We start from the raw sequence: 22,124 nt of genomic DNA, 5'->3' as shown, positions 1-22,124 counted from the left end.
AGGGACCGCAAGCCAACGAGCTCAATAAATGCCCGTTTGCCAGCGCCCACGTGCCGCGCGTACTGGTGAATCTGCATCCTTGCATTTCTAGGTGAGGCGGTTAAATACCGGCTTGCCAAAACTGGGTCAAGGTCGCTTTGTCGGCGCGCTCGATTATTTTTGGAAAACTAGTTAAATGCTCTGCTAGCAAGGCCTTTCAGCCGGGACAACAGCGCAAAATCGCCGGGAAGCAACGGTACCTGGAAGCCAGAAACGGCTCAATAGATGTTTTTCTCGCGAAATCAGGCGGCGCAAAAAAAAGGGACGCTTCCGAAGAAACGTCCCTTTCGAGGATTCATCTTATGCGCGGCGTTAGCGACGACGGCGTGAGCCACCTTCACCACCACCGTAGTCGTCGTACATTCCAGGAGGTCCACCTTCCGAAGAGTATGGATCGTCCCGTTCACGACGCGTACGTTTCACTTCCGGCTTGCTGAAGTTGAACTTGGTGAACTCTTTCACTTCGTCAATTTCGGTCTTGATATGGATGTTACCTGCATCATCCAGAATCAAGATTTCGCCCGGCGTCTTCAACTTGTCGTTGTTCTCGTCGGTGTACTTACCAGCGGTGTCGTCACCACCACGCATATCCAAAACCGTATAGCCGGTCTTGAGCGTGTATTCCTGGTCTTTCGTATCGGCATCCAAAGCCCAAGGTCGCTTGAACTGGTAAGTCGAAGGATCGAGGACCCACATGTCCCCCTTGTATTCGACCGTGGTACCACGTTTGACGTCCTTCAGTTCTTTGGTGACCAAAGCCTTCACGACATCGCGTGGATCCCATCGCATCGCCAGAACGGTTGCCGTTGGTTCCGCGGTACGCATCACTTCGCGACGCGACCCCTGGCGATAGATCGTACGCCCAGCATCGACCGGACCGGCCAACACATCAGCACTGGAAGGAACACGCACAGTTGGGCTTGGCTCGCTGAACTCGGTCGTTCGCCAGAACTCGTGCACTGGGGCAGTCGCGTTGGCCTGACCATTTGGACGCGACATTCCGGCGCCTTGCTGCTGCATGGCCTTCATGATCTTCTGACGTTCTGGTTCGATACGAGCTAATACCGAAGATTCCAGAGCTCGCACTGGCGGAGCTTCCTGGTAGTTCTGTGGATTGTTTGGATCTTCCAGGAATAACTGCACGCGGTACTGATACGACTTATGTGGCGAGACGCTCGTATCGTAGAAGCGGAACATTTTGTTCTCGGCATCGAATGGCGACGTCGCGAAGCTACCGCCGCCAGGCCCACCTTCCATACCACCTCCCATCATGCCGCCTGGACCAACACCAGCAGTTCCAGTTGGACGACGAATGAAGCCAGGGCGTGCGATCATCGAGTCGTAACCATTACGGCCACCACCCATGCCTGGCATTCCGCCGATCCCTGGCATGCCACCCATGCCCGGCATACGACCGCCACCAGGACCACCGTAGCCACCTTCCATTCCGCTGCCACCCATGCCGAAGCCTGGATCGACGCCAGGGAAGTCTTCAATTCCGCCCATGGGCATTTCGTCGAAGTTACCCATCCCGCTCCCTTCGTTCATTGCCATTTGATCCATCGGCTCGAACTCAGGCACTTCCGAATGACGTCCCCAGCGGTCCGGATCGAACAGCAGGATCGGTGGCATTGGGAAGCTCAGAACAGGATCGAGAAATTCTGGAGGTGCGATTTCGTCGGGAACGAATGCCCAGCGGTAACGCGAGATCCAGCGTTCTTGTTTGATGTTGAATGGCTTTTCCCATTCGCCCCACGAACCATCAGGGTTCTGGGTACGACGTTCGACCGCGAAGTGAACGTACTTGGGATAGTCGCGTGATTCGATGTAGTTCGCACGATCTTTGAAGGCCGCGTTGTACAAGTCCAACTGACGCTTCAGCGGAGCCAAACCGGTGATCGCAACAAAGTACTTACCTTCGATATCGCCACCGGTTCCACCCTTTTGCGAACCAAGCATCGCCATTTGTTCTGGCGTCAACGTCGGAGGAGAATTAGCATCGGAGCCCCCCATCCCTTCGCCTGACATGCCCGAGTACATGTCGTACCCGGCACCTGGCATCGATGGACCGCCACCTTCACCCCGCATAAAACCACCGCCGTTGGCAGCCTGATTCGAGCTGAGGTAAGCGAAAGGCGCGAAACCTGCGACCACTTCCAGCTTCTCGAGCGGAATGATCTTCGGATCGGCTCGCTTTTCGATGCTTTCCTTGTGGCGAACCCGCAGGCTCGATGGCGTTTCGTAGGGAGCCAACGGAATTGGCTTGCTCGCTCGCACGGCCGCCGTCCGATATTCCGGCGGCACCCAGCGTTCCCCTTCGACTTCGTCCCAGGTCAGCTTTTCGATGTTGTTACGCGCCTTCTCGGCCGCTTGAACGAGATCGTCTGGCTTCGTGGTGATCGATTTCTGTTGCGTTCCGAAATAAACGAACGCTGCCACCAGCAGAATAGCCAATCCGAAGACGAGCTTTTCGACATGCAGAATCAGCTTGGTTTTTAGCCCGCCGCTCTGTAGATCAAGCTTCTTCATGACGGTGTAATCCTTATTCTGTTCCGAACCATCCGATTGTGAGAGAAGAAAAGGTCGAGGGGATCGACGAGGACGGCCTAACGGCTAGTCGTCGCGACGCCAGCGGTTTCTGTCGATTCCCCTTCGGTCGTCGATCCTTCAGGACGCGAACCTTCAGGCCACAACAGGTCTTTGTTGACCGGGTTGTAGATGTAAATGATGCCGTAGATCTCGACCATTCCGTCGAAGATCTTTTCGCTCTGTTCGGCACCGTCGCCATTCTGGCCACGGCCGCCACCACCAGGCATGCCGAAATCTTCACCCCCCATGCCGGCCATACCACCACCAAAGTTCATCCCTGGTGCACCACCGCCACCCATGCCGCCAGCGGCACCGTTGGACGTTGGATTGATACGGACCTGGCGAACTTCGACCATCAGGTCGGCGTTACCACACTCGACCAGCAGCTTATCGATTTCGCGCTGGTCCATGAACAGACGCAAACGAACCGGCAGACGCTTGGCAACCGACAAGTAATAGTTCTCAGTCGTTGGAGCGGTGGTTGCTTGACGCAAGTCTTCGACCAGCAGCTTCTTGTAATCTTTGTCGACATAGCGGTAGTCGCCTGGGTTAGGCTCGACGCCGTCGGCACCCATCATGCCGTCACCGCCCATCTCGCTATCCATGCCCATCCCGTCCATACCCATGCCGGGATCGCCTTCCATCATCATCGCGTCCATGCCGCCCATTCCGTCCCCATCAGCCGAAGGAGTGGCGGAACGTGGAATCACGACACGCGAACGGATCGGCATCACTTCGCGACCGAATTCGATCGAGTCGATACCTTTGATGGTTGCTTGATGCGGGCTGCTGATTTCGCCGTTGGTCTTGGCGATGATCTTCATCAGGTTCTGCAGCACCCACAGGTTTTCCTGGGCGTACAGCACTTCGTGGGTTGTCGGCAAATTGCGATTGCCTCCACCCATCTGACCGCCCCCCATGCCAGGCGCGCCACCGAAGCCCATACCACCACCACCGCCGCCACCACTCCAATCGAAGCTCTTCGACTGGATGTTGGACTGGTTGGTTGGGTTCCACTGAACTAGGGGCTGCTTCGCCAAGGGAATGCCACCGATACCACCGCCCCCTTCCATTCCAGGCATGCCACCCATGCCACCCATACCACCCATACCACCCATCGCAGGCATGCCACCTTCAAAACCCATGCCGCCGCGTCCACCACCACCGTTGGCGGTTGGTGCCCAGGTGGCTTGGATGATGTCGGCGACTTTCGGCAATTCTTCTTTGATATAGTCGCGGTAGAGTTCGCGGAGACGGACGGGAAGCTCTTTGTCTTCTTCCGTCAGGGCTTCGATCGGACGCCCCAGCAGGATTCCATTGACCGCGTCGGCAAAGTTCTTACCACCGACGTTCAGTTCGGAAGGCCAGGTCAGCACCGACTGCTGCTCTTCCCACTTCTTTCCCCAGGCCTGATCGATGTTCTCGCGATACTTCGTCAGCCAGGTCTTCATGCCTTCTTCGTACTGCTGATTGGGATGGTTAGAGGTCATCGCAATCTGATTCGCAGACTTCAGGCGTGTTTCAATTTCCTGCTTCTGTTCGGCAAACTGCTTGTCGATGCTGGACGTCGACATGTACCAACCGGCAATCGCCAGGAAGACCACGATGGTCAAGCAAACCCAGAAGTAATATTTCTTGAGAGCGGCAATTACGGGACGAATCTTATCCATGTGCTAGTTCTCCATCATTTCCGCATTTGCTGCGTTTGCTTCTGCTTCTGCCAATTCCGCTGCACGACGAGCTTCCTCTCGCTTCGAGAGAGGCGATTCTCGCCAGCAGAACTGAACCGTGAAACGATAGACCTTGACGCGAAGCATCGGTGGCTCAATGGGCTGGTTCGGATTGGTTCCGAAGTTGCCCGGCTGCATGCCGCCGTAATCTTCGGACATGCCACCACCCATTCCCAGTGCTGGCGGCTCGTACTTCGGATTCGGAATATCCTCGAACGTCGGAACTTCGTCGACGGCGATGATCGGATGCGAGATTCCCATCTCCTTCATCGAGACGATTTCTGGTTCGCTGTTCTCGTTGATCAGTTCGACTTCACCACGATCGAGTTGGTCGATGATCGTGTTACGCACGTACTGGGCACCCATGTTCTCACGGGCCGCAGGGCTATTGTGATAATGCTTGCCGGTGAGTTGCACGATCCAACCACTTTCTTCGGCGGTTGGTCCAGCCAGTTCGTCTTCTGGTTCCGCTTCCACTTCACCGATGTCGAGGTTGGCTTCTTCTTCGGCTGCCGTTCCCACAACCACATCCGGACCAGCTGCTGGCATGCCTTCGCCGGTCGCGGCTGCTGGTGCCGCGGCTTCGGCAGCAGCTTCTTCCGCCGCGGCTTCGTCAATTTGAGGAGAAGCTTCTTCCCCTTCTTCAAGACGACGCAGGATCGCTTTTCGATTTTCGAGCGTCACCGCATATTTCTTCTGGACCGCCTCGGTGTACCACAGCGAGAGATCGGGGAAATACTGTGACTCGATCGATTCGATCTGCAAGTCAGGGCGTTGGTCGATTGGCTTTTCCGAAACGCGACCAGGAGCAACATCCGGGTCTTTCGGCAAGGCGGTCGTGATCGCCTTCATCAGTTCCGGCCAGAGCCGACGATTTTCCTCGTTACCGACCACGTAACGGCCGATCACTTCAAGGTTTTCTTTGTCGGTCATCAGCTGGGTGTCGGTCGACTTGAGCGTGTTGCTGGTCTGCTCGACCGATTTCACCTTGGAGGTGGCCTGGGTGAATTCTGGAATGTGAGCCGAATTGTAGGCTTGCCAGTGGAAACCGAAGTTCAAAGCACAAGCGAACAGCAAACAGGCGATCGCCGCGACGGCCCAAGGCTTCTTCTGGCGAACGATACGATCAACCAGAATCTCTTGCGGCAGCAGATTGGTTCGCAGGGCCGACTTCTTCAAACCTTGCAGACACAAGCCATAGCAAGTGGCGAACGAAAGCATGTTCTCGCGGAATGACGGAGCTGAAGTCACATCGGTGCCGGTCAGCTTTTGATAGCCATCCAGTTCGACGACGTCGTAACCCAGGTTCTTACCGAGATAAGCCACCAGACCTGGCAGCTTCATGCCGTTACCGATCGGAATGATTCGCGAGATCTTGGCCTTGCGGTCCAAAGTCTGGAAGAACCCGATCGAACGTTGAATTTCAGTGACCAGGTCGTTGAACACCGGACGCATCGCCTGGAACACCAGCTTGGCGTTCTCAGCTTCGGACGCATGTCGCTTGAGGTGCTCAGCCTTGGCAAAGGTCAGCTTCAGCTCTTTGGTCAATTGCTTGGTGAAGTGGTTGCCACCGATCGGCAAGCTACGCTGCCAGACGCGGAAACCATTCGTGATCACCAGGTCGGTTGTTTCGGTACCCATCGAGACGATCACGTACGAATTCGGCTGATTCGTTGGATCGTACTCTTCTTTGAGCGGGTTGATCGTCAATTGATCGTTGGCGACAAAGTTGTACAAGCTGATCGGAGTCAACTGCACGAAGTCGACGTCGATACCGGTGTCGAGATAAGGCTGCAGCGAACGGAAGATCTGATCGCGTTTCATCGCGAAGATCCCGATTTCCGTTTCCAGCGAGATGCCTTCTTCTTCGTGGGCACCTGGCATTGGCTGGTAATCCCAGATCACGTCTTCCAATGGAAACGGAATCTGCTGCTTCGCTTCGTACTTCACGATGTCGGCGATGCGTTTGGCTTCGACCGGCGGTGCTTTAAAAAAACGAGCCAAACCGGCCTGACCAGGGACCGAAATCGAAACGGTATCGTTGCGGATGTCATTGCGCGAAAGGAATTCACGTAGCGCATCTTTGACGAGGCCTTCCGAACCGGCACCCGCCTGATTCAAAGGACTTGGGTATTCGATGAAGTCGAATGCCTCGGCGACCATCCAGAATCCGTCTTCGTGCATGCGGCATTTAAGAGCCTTCAGCGCACTTTGACCGATATCGATGCCCCATACGGCTTTACCAACAGCCATCTCTGTTCCTCACAGCAATCAGTGCGTCGCGCTTCGTGCGGATAAGAAAGAAAATCACTAGAGAATCTCCAGCAATTCCATCCACCGAATAACGCACGCTCCGCAGATCGCAGGTAATAAGACAAGCAAACTAAAGGAGAAGGGTGTTTTGACGCGTTGGCGAAGTCAGTTTCACCAAACACGGCACGATTTCATTCTAGTGTGAACTTCTCCGGAATGTCAACGAAATTGCAATTTACCTCGTTTTATGTAAACCACTGACTGGCAACAAGATAAGTCCAAATTCGGATCCCCGATTCCGGGGGCGACCCATGGGATAAATGACCAAAGAGATCCCCTTCCCGGCTCCCCTTGGCCCGCCCGAGCCACCATAATACAAACAACTCTGGCCCCCAGACGCTTCTCTAGTATACCTTATAACTTATTATTTGGTAATCACTTGCGTCCAATCTCCAAACCTCCCAGGCCGACGGATGATGCTACAGGAAATCGCGATTCTTCTTCCTTGTCACAGCTTCGAGGATTTTCCCACCTACCACACCGGGGATGATGCTCAAAGCCTGTTGGCCAATTGGACCGCCATGTGGCACCCCGCTTTCCTGGCGGCTGCGGGAAAAAATCCTCATTGGCATCGGGTGGACTCCCCCCCAGAGAGCCTAGAGGGGCTGGCACTGCTGATTCCGTCGATCTGCAAAGCTGACCTTCCGGCTGGCTTTAGTCAGCGGGCGAAGGAATCGGGGGCCGTGTTGGTCAAAGGCCTGACCGACCGCCAAGAGATCGTTACCAAGCTGCTAGCGGCACTTCCCGAGGTGAACGAAGTCGCCGCCCGCCTGGCACCTGATTTCTATGCCCTCGGCTACTGTTATCTTCAGGTCGAACTGCTGACCCGACAGATGCGCTATTCGAGCAGTCTCGATGAGATCTACTTCGAAAACAAAACGGTCGAGGCGGCCAAGGCTGCTGCGGAAGGGAGTGAAGAGGAAGCGAAGAGTTGCCTTCAGGCCTGCTTCGATGTCCTGATGGAGGAACGCAATCAGTATTACTCGGTCGACGCCAGCCTGCTCGACTTCGTTTTAGTTGCCGAGTCGACGCTGAATGACTCGCTGCTAGCAGAGGTTGAAGGGGGACTGCCGATCAATCTTTGGATCTCTGGAGCCCTGGCCGAGAAGGTCGCTGCCGAGCATCCTCAACTGAAGGAAACAATTTCGCAGAAGCTCGTCGACAAGCAAATCGGCATCGTCGGTGGCGAGTGGATCGAAGGTCCGCTGAACCTGCTCGATCCCGAAACGGTCCTCGAAAACCTGCTGCATGGACAAAAGGCCTACGAAAAAGCCCTCGGCTACACGCCCAAGGTTTTCGGTCGCCGCCGCTTCGGAATGACCGCCTTCATCCCTCAGGTGCTGCGTGGCCTTGGTTATGTGGGGGCGATTCACGCCACGCTCGACGAAGGCAAGCTTCCCGTCAGCAACCAAGGCAAAGCTCGCTGGGAAGGTGTCGACGGCTCGACAATCGACACGCTGGCCAAGTTCCCGCTCGATGCGACCAAACCGGAAACATTCCTGTCGCTTTTCTCCAAGCTGGGCGAAGCAATGGATGGCGAACATGTCGCGACGCTGGCATTCGCTCACTGGCCGAAGATCACCTCTCCCTGGTACGAAGACCTGAAGACAATTGCCCGTTATGGCAATAGCCTGGGCGAGTTCACCACGGTCGAACATTACTTTGAAGAAACCGACACAGCGACTTATCACGGCAATTTCAAACCAGAAGACTATCGCACGCCGTGGCTGAAACAATCGATCGTTCGTCGCCAGCCAGGTCCAATCTCGCAGCATTTGGCCCGCGAACAATTCAATGCCCGGCTCGATGTTGCCAGCAAGCTGGAAGCGTTGGCCCACCTGGTGGCAGGCACTTCCGTCGCCAAAGAGGAAACGGGGCCGATCCGTTCAATTCACGATCCGGCTAATCCTTCCCAACATGAAGGACCGCTCGACGAGTTCGCGGTTCAAGCGGCATGCCAGGCAATGGCCTCTGCCCTGCCCCGTTCCGATCAGTCGAAGCATCAGGCCTACCTCAGCTTCAACACGTTGAATTCGCTCCGCACGCGTGGGGTGTTTCTGCCTGACTTGCCAGAGCTGCCCGTCAACGAATCGCCGGTCATTTCATCCGGACACGATAGCAAGCAGAAGTTTGCTTCGATCGAAGTACCAGGCTGCGGCTACGGCTGGATCGCAGGCGACCCGCGCGGAGGAGCTGATCGGAAGCAGAAGAGCATGCTCGATGGGCACGTTCTACGAAATGAATTCATGGAAGTCCATATTCATCCCGAGACTGGCGGGATCAAATCGATCTACGATTACAAGACCCGCGGCAATCGCTTATCGCAGCAGCTATCGCTGCGCATGCCTGGGAAGAAGCAAGGAGCCGGCGAACGTTACCTGGGACCAGATGCTTCGGCAGTTTATAGCCGGATGATTGTCACTCAGATCGATCCGGGCACCAGTTCGCCTGCGATGGGCGAGATCCACACCCAGGGCCGCATCGTCAGTGCCGAAGACGAAGTAATGGCAACTTATAAACAGACGTATCGACTCTGGCGATCGTCGCGGGTACTCGAAATCGACATCGAACTCGACCTGAAAGTTGATCCGAAATCCCTTCCTTGGGATTCGCATTACTGCTGCCGCCTGGCCTGGGGGGACGAAGCCGCATTGACCTATCACGACGTCCAATGGGTTCGTACCCGCTGCAGTGGGCGACGGATCGAAGCCTCGAACTACGTCGAGATCGAAGCGTCCCACGGCAAAACCACCTTGCTGACCGGAGGGATTCCGTTCCATCTGCGTAACCATGGCCATATGCTCGATTCGATTTTAATTCCGCATGGCGAGACGCAGCGCAAGTTCCGACTTGGGATTGGTCTCGACCTTCCTTACTCTTTGCCAGTCGCTCGGGACTTTACTTATCAAGCCCCGCCGATGCTTGAAACGGCCGCGATGCCAGCCGCCGGCAAGTCTTCGTGGCTGCTGCACCTGGAAGCGAAGAACGTCTTGCTGACCAGCTTGAATCCGCTGACCGACGATGCTGGTTCGCCGATTGGTTTCCAAACCAAGATGCTGGAAACGGAAGGCCGCCCAGCCAAAGGTGCCATCCGCTGCTTCCGTAAAATCAAGGAAGCGCACTTGTGCGACTTCCATGGCAATCGGATAACGCGCTGCGAAGTCGACGGCGACCGGATCCTGTTCCAGTTGGCTCCGGGTCAGTGGTACCCGCTGGATGTGATTTGGGCTTAAGACCACCGCTTACGTGGCGGTCGTGCTATCACGATGGTTCTGGAACCATCATGCTTAAAACGAAACGGCGGCAATTCTGGGTGCCGCCGGCCATTGGCACAATGCTTGCAATTGGTTGGGGTGAACTCCCTTGAAACACACCAACCTTGGAGGCAATCATGTCTTTGGATCACCTAGCCGACGCGTTTTACGACGAACTTCGCGATATTTATCATGCTGAAAAGCAATTACTGAAAGCTCTGCCCAAGATGGCAAAGAAGGCGAGCAAAGAGCAATTGGCCGAAGCATTTCGCGAACATCTGAAGGAAACGGAAGAACACGTTAAACGCGTTGAAAAGGCATTCGAAGAAACTGGCAAAGCGGCCCGAGCAAAGAAGTGCGAAGCAATGGCAGGCCTGATCCAAGAGGCCACCGAAACCATGAAGGAAGACGCGGACCCCGAGGTGATGGATGCCTTTCTGATTGGCTTGGCCCAAAAGGTCGAGCATTACGAGATTGCCACCTACGGTACCCTCTGCACTTGGGCGAAGCTACTTGGTTATAAGAATGCCCATAGCCTACTCGGCGACAACCTGAACGAAGAAGAAACAGCCGACAAGAAGCTGACCAAACTGGCCAAGCGGATCAACGTCTCCGCCATGGCCGACGCCAGCTAGTCGAACGTTTCGATTCGATTCAGTTTACTATATAGAAGAAGCCCTCCAGGCAACATGCGTCTGGAGGGCTTCTTCGTGCGCGGAGCGATCGGTGCGAATCGATCGGTTTACAGCTTCTCGAGCATCACGACGAACAATGCGCCGGCGGCGTCTTGAATGCGACTCGCGTCTCGCGGACCATATTTTTGACTGACGGCATCGAGTGCTGGCACCAGTTCGGTCAGCATTCGAGCCACTGGCCGGGGGGCTTCTTCGCTAGCAGGGAAGTGATCGCAGAAGACTTCAACGTGACTGACCAGGTCAGTCAGATCGTCGGGTGAGAAGGGTGCCCCTTGCTCTAAAATCGCGAGAAGCTCGCTGGCGTGCTGCATCAACTGCTCGGCCGTTTCCATCGTATTTTCCCGAATGAATCGCTCTTTACCCCGCTTCGATCCGCAGTCAAATGCGGCGAAAGCTAAGGCTCGTAGTCTTCACCCTACCTCGCCAAGCTCTCTTCAGCGAGGGGCCCATTCTGCCAGCACTGCTACCTCCAAGAAGTAAAACTTTGACGGTTATGGAATTCCCTCAAAGTTTGACGGTTAGGCCGACGATAACACTAGTGCTGAGTTTTCTCATTCCGGTGTGTTCGCGTGCCGGGGAGAGAAGTTCAACTCAGCCTCGGGGGGGCCGAGAAACAATTGAATCGACCAATGCCAGCCGATGATTTCGGCGGGACAGGTCCAACACTATCAGCGATCTACTTCCTCCGAAGTGTCGTGCACAAGGACGTGCACGCTGCGTATCAGGACTCGGTATCCCATGAAAACCCAGTTCCATCAAGCCTGGATGCTTGTGCTCGTTGGCACCGTGATTTTGACCGGCTGCCAACCGACTCAGCCGTTCTATTTCAAAGAATCCGGCGATCTGAGTCTTTACCTGGATAAGGCGACCGACATCGAATATGCCGATGTCGAGTACAACCGCCTGACCGAGGTAGAGAATGCCGAGGCTCCTTACACGATCTCCGATCCGTTCGAGATGGACGAATCGAAGATCTGGAACCTGACGCTTGAGGAAGCCGTGGCCGACTCGCTGAAGAACAGCAAGGCCATTCGTACCGCTGGCGGTAACGCGGTCTTCCGTGTCATTCCGGGCACCACGCTGACCTCGGCAGCGATCCCGACCAATCTGGTTACCCGGAACGACGCCATGCCGACGATCTACGATCCGGCCATCGTCGAATCCGATCCGACCTTCGGTGTGGAAGGTGCCCTGAGCGAATTCGATGCTCAGCTCAACGCCACGTTCAACTGGGATCGTGTCGACCGCCCACAGAACTACCAGACCGGCAGCCCGTTCTTCATCTCCGAGTTCGGCCAGAACCTGGCAACCGGAACCGTCGAGCTGACCAAGAAGTCGGCCACCGGTACCCAGTGGTTCATGCGACAAAACACCACGTACGATTACAACAACCGCGGTAGCTTGATCTATCCAAGTTCGTGGTTGGCAAACATTGAAATGGAAGCTCGCCATCCATTGCTTCGCGGCAGCGGTGTTCAGGTTAACCGCGTCAACGTGATGCTCGCCCGTATCCGTGAAGACGTCAGCCTGGCCGACTTCGAGACCAACATCCGAAACTTGGTTTCGGACGTGGAAGAAGCTTACTGGCAGCTCTACTTCGCTTACCACAACCTGGAAGCCGCCAAGACTGGCCGCGACAGTGCCCTGGTTACCTGGCGTCGCGTGCATGCCCTCATGGCCAACGGTGCCGAAGGTGGTGAAGCGGAAAAGGAAGCCCAGGCTCGCCAGCAATACTTTGAATTCCGTAGCCGCACCGAAGCCGCCCTGCGTGACTTGTACAAAGCGGAAGGTAGCCTTCGCTACTTCATGGGTCTGGCCGCCACCGATGGTCGCCTGATTCGTCCCGCTTCGGAACCGACCGACGCCTGGGTTGCCTTCGACTGGTTCGATATCCACCAGGAAGCATTGAATCGCAGCCCAGAACTGCGTCGTCAACAGTGGCGATTGAAGCAGCGTGAGCTGGAACTCATCACGGCTCGCAACCAGTTGCTGCCACAGTTGGATGCCGTCGCCTTGTACCGCTTCCTTGGCTTGGGTGACGATCTGATCACCGGCAACCGAAACGGCAAGAACTTCAACGAACCGGGGAGTTACGCCTGGGAAGTGCTGACCGAAGGCAACTACCAGGAATACACGCTCGGCTTGCAGTTCTCGATGCCGATTGGCTTCCGCTCGGAACTGGCTGGCGTCCGCAACGTGCAGTTGCAGATCGCTCGCGAAAAGGCTGTGATCGAAGACATGGAACTGGAAGTCAGCCACCTGCTGACCGACACGATCCGCGACCTCGACTCGAACTACAGCCTGGTTCAAACCAACCTCAACCGCTTGATCGCCGCCGACAAAGAAGTCGACTCGGTTCAGGCCGCCTACGACGCTGGTACCGTGACACTGGACTTGCTGCTCGACGCACAACGCCGCCGCAGCGACGCTCAGATCGTCTACTTCCAGGCCCTGGTCGAATACAACATCGCCATCAAGGACGTCCACATGCGGAAGGGTAGCTTGCTCGACTACAACGGCGTTTACCTGGCAGAGGGCCCATGGCCAGAAAAGGCATACTTCGACGCCCAAGGTCATGCTCGCCGCCGCTCGGCCAGCACCTACCTCGACTATGGCTACACTCGCCCAGGTGTGATCAGCCGCGGAGCTGTCCCACAAGGTCCGATCAGCCACGGCACCATGGAAGAAGGCACGATCATCTACGAAGATGAAGCCACCGGATCGGGCGAAGTGATCGGTACGCCAACCCCAGCCAAGGTTCCAACCTCGCTCAATACGGTTTCGCTCGAACCGCCGGCCGCCACCCAGGTGGCCAGCCGCTCGGCCCAATCGAAAAGTGAGCTCGATTGGAATAAACTGGGACTGAACGAATTGGTTTCCGAAGTTCGTCAAACGAAAAGTTCGCCGCAGCCGACACCAGCCACCGCGCCGTCGTCCCGCCGCGTCGTGAAGTCGGTCTCGCATGAATCTGGCCAAAATCCAACGCCTGCTAAAACTGCTTCAGCTACTTCAGGGTGGCAGGCCGCAAAACGTTAATTCGATGGCCGATGCGTGCGGCGTAAGTCGTCGCACGATCTTTCGAGACCTGGAAACATTGCGAGCGGCCGGCGTGCCGCTCGCTTTCGATTCTGATGGGCAGCGGTTTCACATCCCAGAAACCTACTTTCTCGCCCCCACCAACCTCAGCTCGGAAGAAGCCCTCTCGGTGATGGTGCTTTGCCACGAACTGGGGGACGGCACCGGACTTCCCTATTACTCGTCCGCCCGCCGAGCTGCCACCAAGTTGGAAAACAGCCTGCCCGAGCATATGAAGCAGCAGCTTCGCGAAATCTCGAGCTCAGTAGAAATCAAGCTGAACCCAGTCAACCAACCGGAAGAGGCCCACTCGGCCTATCAGAAACTGGTTGACGCCTCGGGGCATCGGCACAATGTTCGGATCAATTACCGCAGCATTTTCGACGGTGATGTGATCCAGACGAAGCTTTCCCCTTACAAGCTGCTGTTCAGTCGCCATAGCTGGTACGTCATTGGCCGCAGCTCGATTCACCGCGCCGTCCGCACCTTCAAGGTGAACCGAATCGAAAACATCGAAGTCCTGGACGATACCTTCGAAATCCCCCAGAACTTTCAGGTCGACCGCTTTCTGCGGAATGCCTGGCATATGATCCCTGAGCCAGGTCCCGACCAGCACATTATCATTCGCTTCGATCCGCTGGTCGCCCAGAACGTAGCCGAAGTACAGTGGCATAAGACGCAAGAGATCCACTGGAACGAAGATGGCAGTATCGACTTCGAGGTGACCGTCAGTGGAATCCGCGAGATCAGTTGGTGGATCCTGGGTTATGGCAGCCGGGCCAAGGTACTACAGCCAGAATCGCTGCAGAAGCTGATCGCGGATCATGCCCGAAAGATTCTCGACAACTACGACGGAAGTCCGTAGAACGCCGTCTACACAGCGAGAAATTCGATTTTGCCCGTTCTACCGCTTGCCAGACGCCACGAAGCAGCCAGCCGCTCCGGGTGGCATATTGCCCCCATGCTTTGCCGATGAACGCTGCTCCTTTACAATCCGGGGCATGATCAACACGCAATCAGCTCGCCCCTTGTTCATCTCTTTCGATGGCATCGACGGCGCCGGAAAGTCGACCCAGCGCGACTTGCTGACTCAGTGGCTCACCGACATGGGGCACGAGGTTGTCCTATGCCGTGACCCGGGCACCACCGAGGCTGGCGAGCGCATTCGCGACTTTCTTTTGCATCGCAAAGAGCTGGAGCTTCATCCGCGCACCGAGATGCTGCTGTACATGGCAGCCCGAGCTCAGTTGGTCGACGACGTCATTCGGCCAGCAATTGCTTCAGGCAAGACGGTCCTCTGCGATCGATTTCTGCTGGCGAATATTGCCTACCAAGGGCATGCCTCCGGCATCGATCTGGAAGATGTCCGCAGCGTCGGCAAGTTCACCGTCGACCACGTGATGCCCGACCTGACGATCCTGCTCGACCTGCCGGAAGATGTCGCATTCCCTCGGCTGGGTAAGAACCTGGACCGGATGGAAGCCAAAGGGGTCGCCTTCATGCATCGCGTTCGGGAAGGCTTCCTGAAAGAGGCTGAAGTCTATCCGCATGTCGCTGTGATCGATGCGACGCAAGACATTGAAACCATCCAATCGGCGATTCGCGGAGCTGTTTCCAAGCGGCTCGAGGAGTTGGCGAAATGAACTGGGACGACGTGCTGGGGCACGATCGCATCCGGGAAATGTTCGCGACGGCCCTTCAGAAGAATCGCCTGGCAAGCACCTTTCTGTTTGTCGGTCCCGCTTCGATCGGTAAACGGAAGTTCGCCCAGATGCTGGCGAAAACGCTCCTTTGCCAGAACGTGCCGGCGTATCACATGCGTCCGTGCGGTAATTGCGAAGACTGCAAACAGGTCGACGCCAACACGCATCCCGACTTGCTGACCGTCAGCCGGCCCAAGGATAAGACCCGCATTCCGGTGGAACTGCTGATTGGCGACGGCCAACATCGCATGGAATCGGGACTTTGCCACGACATCGCCATGCGTCCCTTCCGGGGGCAACGCAAAGTGGCGATTCTGGACGACGCCGACGACTTGAATGTCGAAGGTGCCAACTGCCTGCTGAAAACACTGGAAGAACCGCCGGCGGATAGCGTCATCATCTTGATCAGCCAAAGCGAACAGCGGCAGCTGCCGACGATTCGCTCGCGCTGCCAGATATTGCGGTTTGCTCCGCTTCCGCTCGACATCGTCTCGAAACTGCTGCTCGACCTGCAATGGGTCTCGACGCCGGAAGAAGCCGAGAAACTGGCAGGGCAGAGCAAAGGAAGCCTGGCTCGGGCCGACCAGCTTCGCGATGAAGCCCTGCAAGGAATTGCCGACGTACTGTTAAGCACGCTGGCGAAACGTGACTTTCATGCCGTTCAGTTGGGCAAAGATGTGTCGGACTATTTGACCAAGATGGGAGACGACGCCCCGAAAAAACGGGAAGCGTTGTCGCACCTCATGGAGCTGGCAGCCGACTTCTATCGCAATCAACTGCTCTATCTCACGAAGGCCGGCACCGAGGAAGCCTCGACCAACCCCGAGATTCGTTCGGCGATTTTGGCAATTCCTGCTGGCCTGGACGGAGCTGCAGCATGCCTGGAACGATGCGCGGAAGCGGAAATCCAACTCGACTCGAACGCCAACATTGCCACGCTGGTCGAATCGTGGCTTGACGATCTGGCGACGGCAGCCCGCTCGGGATTCGTCGAAACGCTGTAACGGCCAATGCCGCAACTGTCTTTGTTCCTTGCGTTTCCTTGCACTGACTGAGATATCTTTGGCTCGTGACGCGCATAAAAAAAGAGCCTCCATCCGAAGATGCAGGCTCTTTCCAATCGTTCTGTATTGGTGTCTCGGCGATTAACGCTTCGAGAACTGAGTACCACGACGGGCACCGTGCAGACCGTACTTCTTACGTTCCTTCATACGGCTGTCACGCGTCAGGTGACCGTTGTCCTTCAGCTGGTGACCCACTTCTGGGTCGAAGCTGATCAGAGCACGGCCGAGGCCCATGCGGCAAGCACCCGACTGACCGGTCGGACCGCCACCGGAGACCAGGATGCGGATGTCGACTTTGCCATCGTAACCACTGTCACGCAGTGGCCCCATGACGGCGTTCTGATCTTGCTCGTGCGGAAAGTATTCGTTCAGCTCACGATCATTGATCGAGATCTTGCCGCTGCCAGCCTTAAGACGGACACGAGCGACGCTCGACTTACGACGACCGGTACCCAGGTGTTCACCCGTCTTTGGGTCAGTCTTCGTGACGTAAGCGATCGGAGCCGGAGTGGCTTCAACCGTATCGGTCGTGGTCGATTCCACGACGGTGGCTTCGGTTTGAGGATCCGCAGTCGACATAACTAGCTAACTCTTGACCAGATTTGTTTCGGGGGAAATCGGAAAACTTGCCGCGGCGTCCGCACCTGCGACAACGGGAACTAACCGCGCTTCTTCTGGCGGACCTGACCGAGGCCTTCCAGCTTTTCCGGTTTTTGGGCCTGATGCGTGTGTTCCGGGCCAACAAAGATCTTCAGCTTGTTCAGCATCTGGGTGGCCAGCTTGTTCTTGGGAAGCATACGACGAACCGCTTCACGCAGAATCTGATCTGGATGTGCTTCCAGACGTTCCGAAGCCGATTCGCTACGCTGACGGGTGTAACCGGTGTACCAGGTATACCGCTTATTTTCCCACTTGCTGCCGGTGAACTTCACCTTTTCAGCGTTGACGACAACAACGAAGTCGCCGGTGTCGACGTGCGGGGTGTAAGTCGGGCGATGCTTGCCCATCAGACGCACGGCGATGTCGCTGGCCAAACGCCCGACGATTTGGTCTTCGCCGTCGACGAGCCACCATTTCTGCTCGACTTGTCCTGGTTTGGCTTGGAAAGTTTTGGTCGTCATCGTTCTGTTAATTTCACTGCTGGGGCTCAAGCCGGCATCCTGCACTTCGCGGGGTGGCTCGAACCACAAAAACCAAGTGGCTTTCGTAAGCTAAGTTCCCGCAAGGCCTTACATGCATAGTTGGCGTCAAGTGGGAAATTAGAAACACGTATCTTACCGCGAGGCCCAGAACCCCACAAGGGTCAGCCAGCAGAAATCGGGCTGGTTCCAGCGAATCTCGGGTGATACTACCAAGACCAATATCTTAGCGACTTCTCTCGCCGATGCATCCCGGGCAACCGCTTTGCCAGGGTGTCCCTATCCAAACGGCAATTCTGCGGCCGCAGTTCTATTGAAAAGCTCCTTCCTTATATATGGGTGCTTTCGAGCAATTCCCCGATACAAAGATTCCAGCGACCAGCACTTCATCGCACTGTCTCCCCCGCAAGGGTTTGCAACGGCATCCGCAGATGGGACAATTCGAGACGACGTCACTCGTGCCTCTGCGGATTGCCACCTTCGGCGCCTCGGTGCCCTGCTCTTGGCCTCCGCAGCCATTGATCGACACCACGTGCTTCCAAGGAAAGGCCGAACATGAATGTTGCCGTCGTGCGCGAGAACTTCCCTGGCGAACTTCGCGTTGCCCTCGTGCCAGCCTCGGTCCCGGCCCTCGTCAAAGCGGGGGCGACGGTTCTGGTCGAGAAAGGAGCCGGTATTTCCGCTGGCTTCCTTGATCAGCACTATGTCGACAAAGGTGCCCGGCTGATCGAAAGCCGCGCCGAAGCGTTCGATCAGGGCGACGTCGTCTTTCAAGTTCGTACCTATGGTGAAAACCCTGATGCCGGTCGCGCCGATCTCGATTTGATCAAGCCAGGTCAGATCGTCGTGGGCATGAGCGATCCGCTGGGCAACCTTCCGGCGATCCAAGAGTTTGCCAATAAACAGGCCAAGCTCTTCGCGTTAGAACTGATCCCACGTATTACCCGTGCCCAAAGCATGGACGTTCTTTCGTCGCAAGCAACGATCGCCGGCTATCGCTCCGTTCTCTTGGCTGCCATTCACTTGCCGAAGATGTACCCGATGCTGATGACCGCCGCCGGGACGCTTTCCCCCGCCAAGGTTTTCGTGATCGGCGCAGGCGTGGCCGGACTGCAGGCGATTGCCACCGCCAAACGGCTTGGCGCCGTCGTGACCGCTTACGATGTGCGTCCCGACGCGAAAGAACAAATTGAAAGCCTCGGAGCGAAGTCGGTCCAACTCGATCTGCAGTCAGAAGGCTCGCAGGACAAAGGGGGCTACGCGAAAGACCTCGGCGACGAGTTCTACAAGAAACAGCGCGAGTTCATGGGCGAGATCTGCTCAACCAACGATGTGGTGATCACCACCGCCGCGATCCCAGGTCGCAAGTCACCACTGCTCATCACGACCGAAGGGATCAAGCGAATGGCTCCCGGCAGTGTCGCCATCGATCTGGCCGCTCAGCGTGGGGGCAACATTGAAGCAAGCGAGCCGGATCAAACGATTCACCTGGAAGGGATCACGATCCTGGGCCCCACCAATCTGGCCAGCGAAATCCCGAACCATGCCAGCCAGATGTACTCGCACAACATCACCAAATTTCTGCTGAACATGGTGAAAGAGAACGCCCTGAACCTCAACCTCAGCGACGAGATCGTGGCAGGCACCTTGGCAACCAGCGACGGCGAGGTGGTCCATCCACGGCTTCGCGAGATGCTGAACTTGCCGCCCAAGCCAACGGAATCCGCCGAACCTGAAACCGCGACCGAACCGGAGAGTCACCATGATTCGTAGTTGGACGATTCTTTGCCTGGCCTTGGTCTTTGCCGGGCTGATCAGCTACCCGGCCATTTCGGCGGACGAACCCGCGACACCGGTGGCGGAAACCGAAGAAGACGACGCGGCCAAGCCCGAAGTACGCGATCAGGCAGGCAACGCCCTGGTACTGGCCCAAGAGGATGACGCGATCGTGCCGAGCGAACCACCCAAGTACACCAAGTGGACGGCATTGGTCGCCAGCATCACGATCTTTGTGCTGGCGGTGTTCGTCGGGTTCGAGATCATCACCAAGGTGCCTCCCACGCTGCACACGCCGCTGATGTCGGGCTCAAACGCGATTTCCGGAATTTCAATTGTCGGCGCGTTGCTGGCCACCGCACTGCAGGCCCACTGGTTCGCATCGCTGCTGGGGCTGCTGGCCATTGTCCTGGCAACGGTGAATGTGGTTGGCGGTTACATGGTCACGCATCGCATGCTCGCCATGTTCCAGCAGAAGCGATAACTGACATGCGATCGATTTGTAACGGCACCCCAGCACGACCGAATTGAGCAGCAAGAAGGAGCAACCGTGTTCGACTCTATTATCGTAGTGAACCTGGTCTACCTCGTAGCGGCAGTGTTGTTCATCTTCGGCCTGAAGATGTTGGCCTCCCCGCGTTCAGCGGTGCATGGCAACTTGGTCAGCAGCCTGGGCATGCTGATCGCCGTCGTTGTGACGTTCTACTTGATCTTCGCTGATGGCACGGCCAGTTGGGCTGGATGGTTGTTGATTGCGATCGGTCTGATCGTTGGCACCGTGATTGGTGTGCTGCTGGCGGTGAAGGTCGAAATGACCCAGATGCCGCAGCTAGTGGCCCTGTTCAATGGTCTCGGCGGCGGAGCCTCGGTATTGGTGGCAGGTGCTGAACTGATTGGCCTGACCGATGCCGAAGCAACTGCGGACGTGATGCTGGCGACCGGACTTTCCGGGCTCATCGGCACGGTCACCTTTTGGGGATCCCTAGTCGCCTTCGGCAAACTGCAAGAGATCGACTGGTTCAAGAAGCCGCTGCCAATCCCCGCTCCACAGGCATTCAATGCGGTCCTGGGCGTTTTGTTGATCGTATTGATGATCACGATGGCTTCAACCGGAATGGGGTGGCCCTACCTGGTGATCTTCCTGCTGGCCAGTGTCCTGGGCTTTACCCTGGTGATGCCAATCGGTGGGGCCGACATGCCGGTGGTGATTGCCCTGCTGAATAGTTACTCTGGCCTGGCCGCTGCTGCGACCGGTTTCGTGATCGACAACAACGTGCTGATTATCGCCGGATCGCTGGTGGGCGCCTCAGGCATCATCCTGACACAGATCATGTGCAAAGCGATGAACCGCTCACTACTGAGCGTGCTATTTGGGTCGATGCAAACCGGAAGTGGTCCGGCTGGGGCGGACAACGAACTTTACGCGACCGTCCGTTCGACCTCAGCGGACGACATTGCAATGATCCTCGAGAATGCTCAGCGTGTTGTCTTCGTTCCGGGATATGGACTCGCGGTTGCCCAGGCCCAACATGCGGTGCGTGACCTGGCGAATATTCTGCGAGACCGCGGCACAGAGATCGAGTACGCCATTCACCCAGTGGCAGGTCGTATGCCGGGCCATATGAACGTTCTGCTGGCCGAGGCCGATGTGCCTTACGAGCAGCTCAAAGAAATGGACGAGATCAATCCAACCTTGAACCAGGTCGATGTCGCCATCGTGATCGGGGCGAATGATGTCGTGAATCCGCTCGCCAATACCGACCCCAACAGTCCGATCGCGGGGATGCCGATCATCGAAGTCGAGAAGGCTCGCACGGTGATTGTCATCAAACGCAGTTTGAGCCCAGGCTTCGCGAAGATCCCCAATCCGTTATTCGCCGCGGAAAACACGTTGATGTTCTTCTCCGACGGCAAGAAAGCAGTGCTCGATATTGTCACCGCAATGAAAGAACTGTAACCCGGCTTTCACCAGCGTTAGCCAGCCGCTTGCAACTGAAAGGCTGGTTCCGACCAGTCGGGCAAGATCTCGGTCAGTCCTTCGATCACTCCCCAGTGATGGCCATACCAGCGTTCGACGGAAAGCCACTCGCTGGCCTTGACTTCCCCCAGACATGCTAACCATCGCCCTGGGTGCGATCCTTCAATCGCGGCAACACGACGGCAGGCTTCGACATTACGCGAGGCAAGATTCATTTCGTGACAATATTGTCCCCAGGTCACGACGCCGACCGACGAGCGAACCGAAATTCGAAACAAACCATCACACAACAAATCGGTCATCTCTTTGGTTCCGAGTAGTCGATGCCGCGTCGACGGCCTCTCGAAAGCGCAGTTCGCGCTCGGTTCCCAAACATCGTTGGTCGAAAACCAAACGGCTGGGTCGCCGCCAGGAGCCCAACTCGGACTACGAGGTGCTAGTTTCCCGCTCTCAAAAATGGCATCAATTCGACTGCCGGTGGTGTAGTGCCAGAACATGATCGTTCTCCCTGAGTGACTTCTCTTAACTACTGTTCTGATGTTCAGTAATCTCCGGGACACGTTCGGTCACAGTCTCTGCCGCTTCGATTAAATCTGAAGCAAAGAACCACCTGATAAAAGGACCGCGCTTACGGTAAGGTCTGCGCAATGCGCATATCCAGTACGGGAGTCTGAGAATCTAAGAAGACTAGTTAATGTGTAGCGGCAAGGGTGACGATTGCAGCTATAGGCAGCAATGGATGCAGCCCACGACAAACGCCATTCATCCT

General features: G+C 56.5%; 16 protein-coding genes. 9 read left to right on the top strand and 7 right to left on the bottom strand.

What is annotated here, in order from left to right:
- Nucleotides 1-351 precede the first annotated feature (351 nt).
- The 3 genes from AB1L30_RS04065 to pilM all read right to left on the bottom strand — a co-directional run bounded on the left by AB1L30_RS04065 (nucleotide 352) and on the right by pilM (nucleotide 6,611).
- Nucleotides 352-2,568: a hypothetical protein gene (locus AB1L30_RS04065; protein WP_367012116.1), complete on the bottom strand. Its 2,217-nt coding sequence runs from the start codon at nucleotides 2,566-2,568 to the stop codon at nucleotides 352-354.
- Between the two features lie 77 nt (nucleotides 2,569-2,645).
- Entirely contained in the window at nucleotides 2,646-4,298 is a 1,653-nt protein-coding gene (locus AB1L30_RS04060) for a hypothetical protein (protein WP_367012115.1), read from the bottom strand.
- A gap of 3 nt (nucleotides 4,299-4,301) precedes the next feature.
- Nucleotides 4,302-6,611, bottom strand: coding sequence for a pilus assembly protein PilM (gene pilM, locus AB1L30_RS04055; RefSeq protein WP_367012114.1), 2,310 nt, complete (start codon nucleotides 6,609-6,611; stop codon nucleotides 4,302-4,304).
- Nucleotides 6,612-7,246: 635 nt separating this feature from the next.
- Here pilM and AB1L30_RS04050 point away from each other — a divergent pair.
- Nucleotides 7,247-9,904, top strand: coding sequence for a hypothetical protein (locus tag AB1L30_RS04050; RefSeq protein ID WP_367012112.1), 2,658 nt, complete (start codon nucleotides 7,247-7,249; stop codon nucleotides 9,902-9,904).
- Between the two features lie 158 nt (nucleotides 9,905-10,062).
- Nucleotides 10,063-10,560 carry a ferritin-like domain-containing protein gene (locus tag AB1L30_RS04045; protein WP_367012111.1) on the top strand — a complete coding sequence of 166 codons (498 nt, stop codon included), beginning with the start codon at nucleotides 10,063-10,065 and terminating at the stop codon, nucleotides 10,558-10,560.
- 107 nt (nucleotides 10,561-10,667) lie between these two features.
- On the opposite strand, the gene AB1L30_RS04040 is transcribed toward AB1L30_RS04045, so the two are convergent.
- On the bottom strand, nucleotides 10,668-10,952 hold the full coding sequence (locus AB1L30_RS04040) for a hypothetical protein (protein ID WP_367012110.1): 285 nt from the start codon (nucleotides 10,950-10,952) through the stop codon (nucleotides 10,668-10,670).
- A gap of 406 nt (nucleotides 10,953-11,358) precedes the next feature.
- On the opposite strand from AB1L30_RS04040, the gene AB1L30_RS04035 reads away from it, so the two are divergent.
- The 4 genes from AB1L30_RS04035 (at nucleotide 11,359) to AB1L30_RS04020 (ending at nucleotide 16,402) form a co-directional block, all read left to right on the top strand.
- Entirely contained in the window at nucleotides 11,359-13,656 is a 2,298-nt protein-coding gene (locus AB1L30_RS04035) for a TolC family protein (RefSeq protein ID WP_367012109.1), read from the top strand.
- On the top strand, nucleotides 13,583-14,560 hold the full coding sequence (locus tag AB1L30_RS04030) for a WYL domain-containing protein (RefSeq protein WP_367012108.1): 978 nt from the start codon (nucleotides 13,583-13,585) through the stop codon (nucleotides 14,558-14,560). The genes AB1L30_RS04035 and AB1L30_RS04030 overlap by 74 nt, the downstream gene beginning before the upstream one ends.
- 136 nt (nucleotides 14,561-14,696) lie before the next feature.
- A complete protein-coding gene (gene tmk, locus AB1L30_RS04025) occupies nucleotides 14,697-15,338 on the top strand; it encodes a dTMP kinase (protein WP_367012107.1) in 642 nt (213 codons plus the stop codon).
- A complete protein-coding gene (locus AB1L30_RS04020) occupies nucleotides 15,335-16,402 on the top strand; it encodes a DNA polymerase III subunit (protein ID WP_367012105.1) in 1,068 nt (355 codons plus the stop codon). Before tmk ends, AB1L30_RS04020 begins: the two co-directional genes overlap by 4 nt.
- 141 nt (nucleotides 16,403-16,543) lie before the next feature.
- On the opposite strand, the gene rpsI is transcribed toward AB1L30_RS04020, so the two are convergent.
- Together rpsI and rplM are read right to left on the bottom strand one after the other, a co-directional pair.
- Nucleotides 16,544-16,960: a 30S ribosomal protein S9 gene (gene rpsI / locus AB1L30_RS04015; RefSeq protein ID WP_367012291.1), complete on the bottom strand. Its 417-nt coding sequence runs from the start codon at nucleotides 16,958-16,960 to the stop codon at nucleotides 16,544-16,546.
- Between the two features lie 161 nt (nucleotides 16,961-17,121).
- Complete coding sequence (gene rplM, locus AB1L30_RS04010) at nucleotides 17,122-17,583, bottom strand: 50S ribosomal protein L13 (RefSeq protein ID WP_367012104.1); 462 nt, start codon at nucleotides 17,581-17,583, stop codon at nucleotides 17,122-17,124.
- 573 nt (nucleotides 17,584-18,156) lie between these two features.
- Here rplM and AB1L30_RS04005 point away from each other — a divergent pair.
- The 3 genes from AB1L30_RS04005 to AB1L30_RS03995 all read left to right on the top strand — a co-directional run bounded on the left by AB1L30_RS04005 (nucleotide 18,157) and on the right by AB1L30_RS03995 (nucleotide 21,334).
- On the top strand, nucleotides 18,157-19,374 hold the full coding sequence (locus AB1L30_RS04005; protein WP_367012103.1) for an NAD(P) transhydrogenase subunit alpha: 1,218 nt from the start codon (nucleotides 18,157-18,159) through the stop codon (nucleotides 19,372-19,374).
- 214 nt (nucleotides 19,375-19,588) lie between these two features.
- Nucleotides 19,589-19,861 (top strand): NAD(P) transhydrogenase subunit alpha, encoded by a 273-nt coding sequence (locus AB1L30_RS04000; protein ID WP_345095076.1) that lies wholly within the window; start codon nucleotides 19,589-19,591, stop codon nucleotides 19,859-19,861.
- Nucleotides 19,862-19,927: 66 nt separating this feature from the next.
- Nucleotides 19,928-21,334, top strand: coding sequence for an NAD(P)(+) transhydrogenase (Re/Si-specific) subunit beta (locus tag AB1L30_RS03995; RefSeq protein ID WP_367012102.1), 1,407 nt, complete (start codon nucleotides 19,928-19,930; stop codon nucleotides 21,332-21,334).
- A gap of 17 nt (nucleotides 21,335-21,351) precedes the next feature.
- On the opposite strand, the gene AB1L30_RS03990 is transcribed toward AB1L30_RS03995, so the two are convergent.
- On the bottom strand, nucleotides 21,352-21,852 hold the full coding sequence (locus AB1L30_RS03990; RefSeq protein ID WP_367012101.1) for a hypothetical protein: 501 nt from the start codon (nucleotides 21,850-21,852) through the stop codon (nucleotides 21,352-21,354).
- Between the last annotated feature and the right edge of the window lie 272 nt (nucleotides 21,853-22,124).

The sequence above is a fragment of the Bremerella sp. JC817 genome (assembly GCF_040718835.1).
In the GTDB taxonomy this organism is placed as follows: domain Bacteria; phylum Planctomycetota; class Planctomycetia; order Pirellulales; family Pirellulaceae; genus Bremerella.
This window is presented reverse-complemented; position numbering and strand designations above follow the sequence as displayed.

Excerpts from the sequence above, each read along its gene's own strand:
- AB1L30_RS04020 (WP_367012105.1), top strand. The coding sequence starts at position 15,335 with ATGAACTGGGACGACGTGCTGGGGCACGATCGCATCCGGGAAATGTTC.
- AB1L30_RS04065 (WP_367012116.1), bottom strand. The coding sequence starts at position 2,568 with ATGAAGAAGCTTGATCTACAGAGCGGCGGGCTAAAAACCAAGCTGATT.
- AB1L30_RS04040 (WP_367012110.1), bottom strand. The coding sequence starts at position 10,952 with ATGGAAACGGCCGAGCAGTTGATGCAGCACGCCAGCGAGCTTCTCGCG.
- AB1L30_RS03990 (WP_367012101.1), bottom strand. The coding sequence starts at position 21,852 with ATGTTCTGGCACTACACCACCGGCAGTCGAATTGATGCCATTTTTGAG.
- AB1L30_RS04035 (WP_367012109.1), top strand. The coding sequence starts at position 11,359 with ATGAAAACCCAGTTCCATCAAGCCTGGATGCTTGTGCTCGTTGGCACC.
- pilM (WP_367012114.1), bottom strand. The coding sequence starts at position 6,611 with ATGGCTGTTGGTAAAGCCGTATGGGGCATCGATATCGGTCAAAGTGCG.
- tmk (WP_367012107.1), top strand. The coding sequence starts at position 14,697 with ATGATCAACACGCAATCAGCTCGCCCCTTGTTCATCTCTTTCGATGGC.
- AB1L30_RS04005 (WP_367012103.1), top strand. The coding sequence starts at position 18,157 with ATGAATGTTGCCGTCGTGCGCGAGAACTTCCCTGGCGAACTTCGCGTT.
- AB1L30_RS04060 (WP_367012115.1), bottom strand. The coding sequence starts at position 4,298 with ATGGATAAGATTCGTCCCGTAATTGCCGCTCTCAAGAAATATTACTTC.
- rplM (WP_367012104.1), bottom strand. The coding sequence starts at position 17,583 with ATGACGACCAAAACTTTCCAAGCCAAACCAGGACAAGTCGAGCAGAAA.
- AB1L30_RS04030 (WP_367012108.1), top strand. The coding sequence starts at position 13,583 with ATGAATCTGGCCAAAATCCAACGCCTGCTAAAACTGCTTCAGCTACTT.
- AB1L30_RS04045 (WP_367012111.1), top strand. The coding sequence starts at position 10,063 with ATGTCTTTGGATCACCTAGCCGACGCGTTTTACGACGAACTTCGCGAT.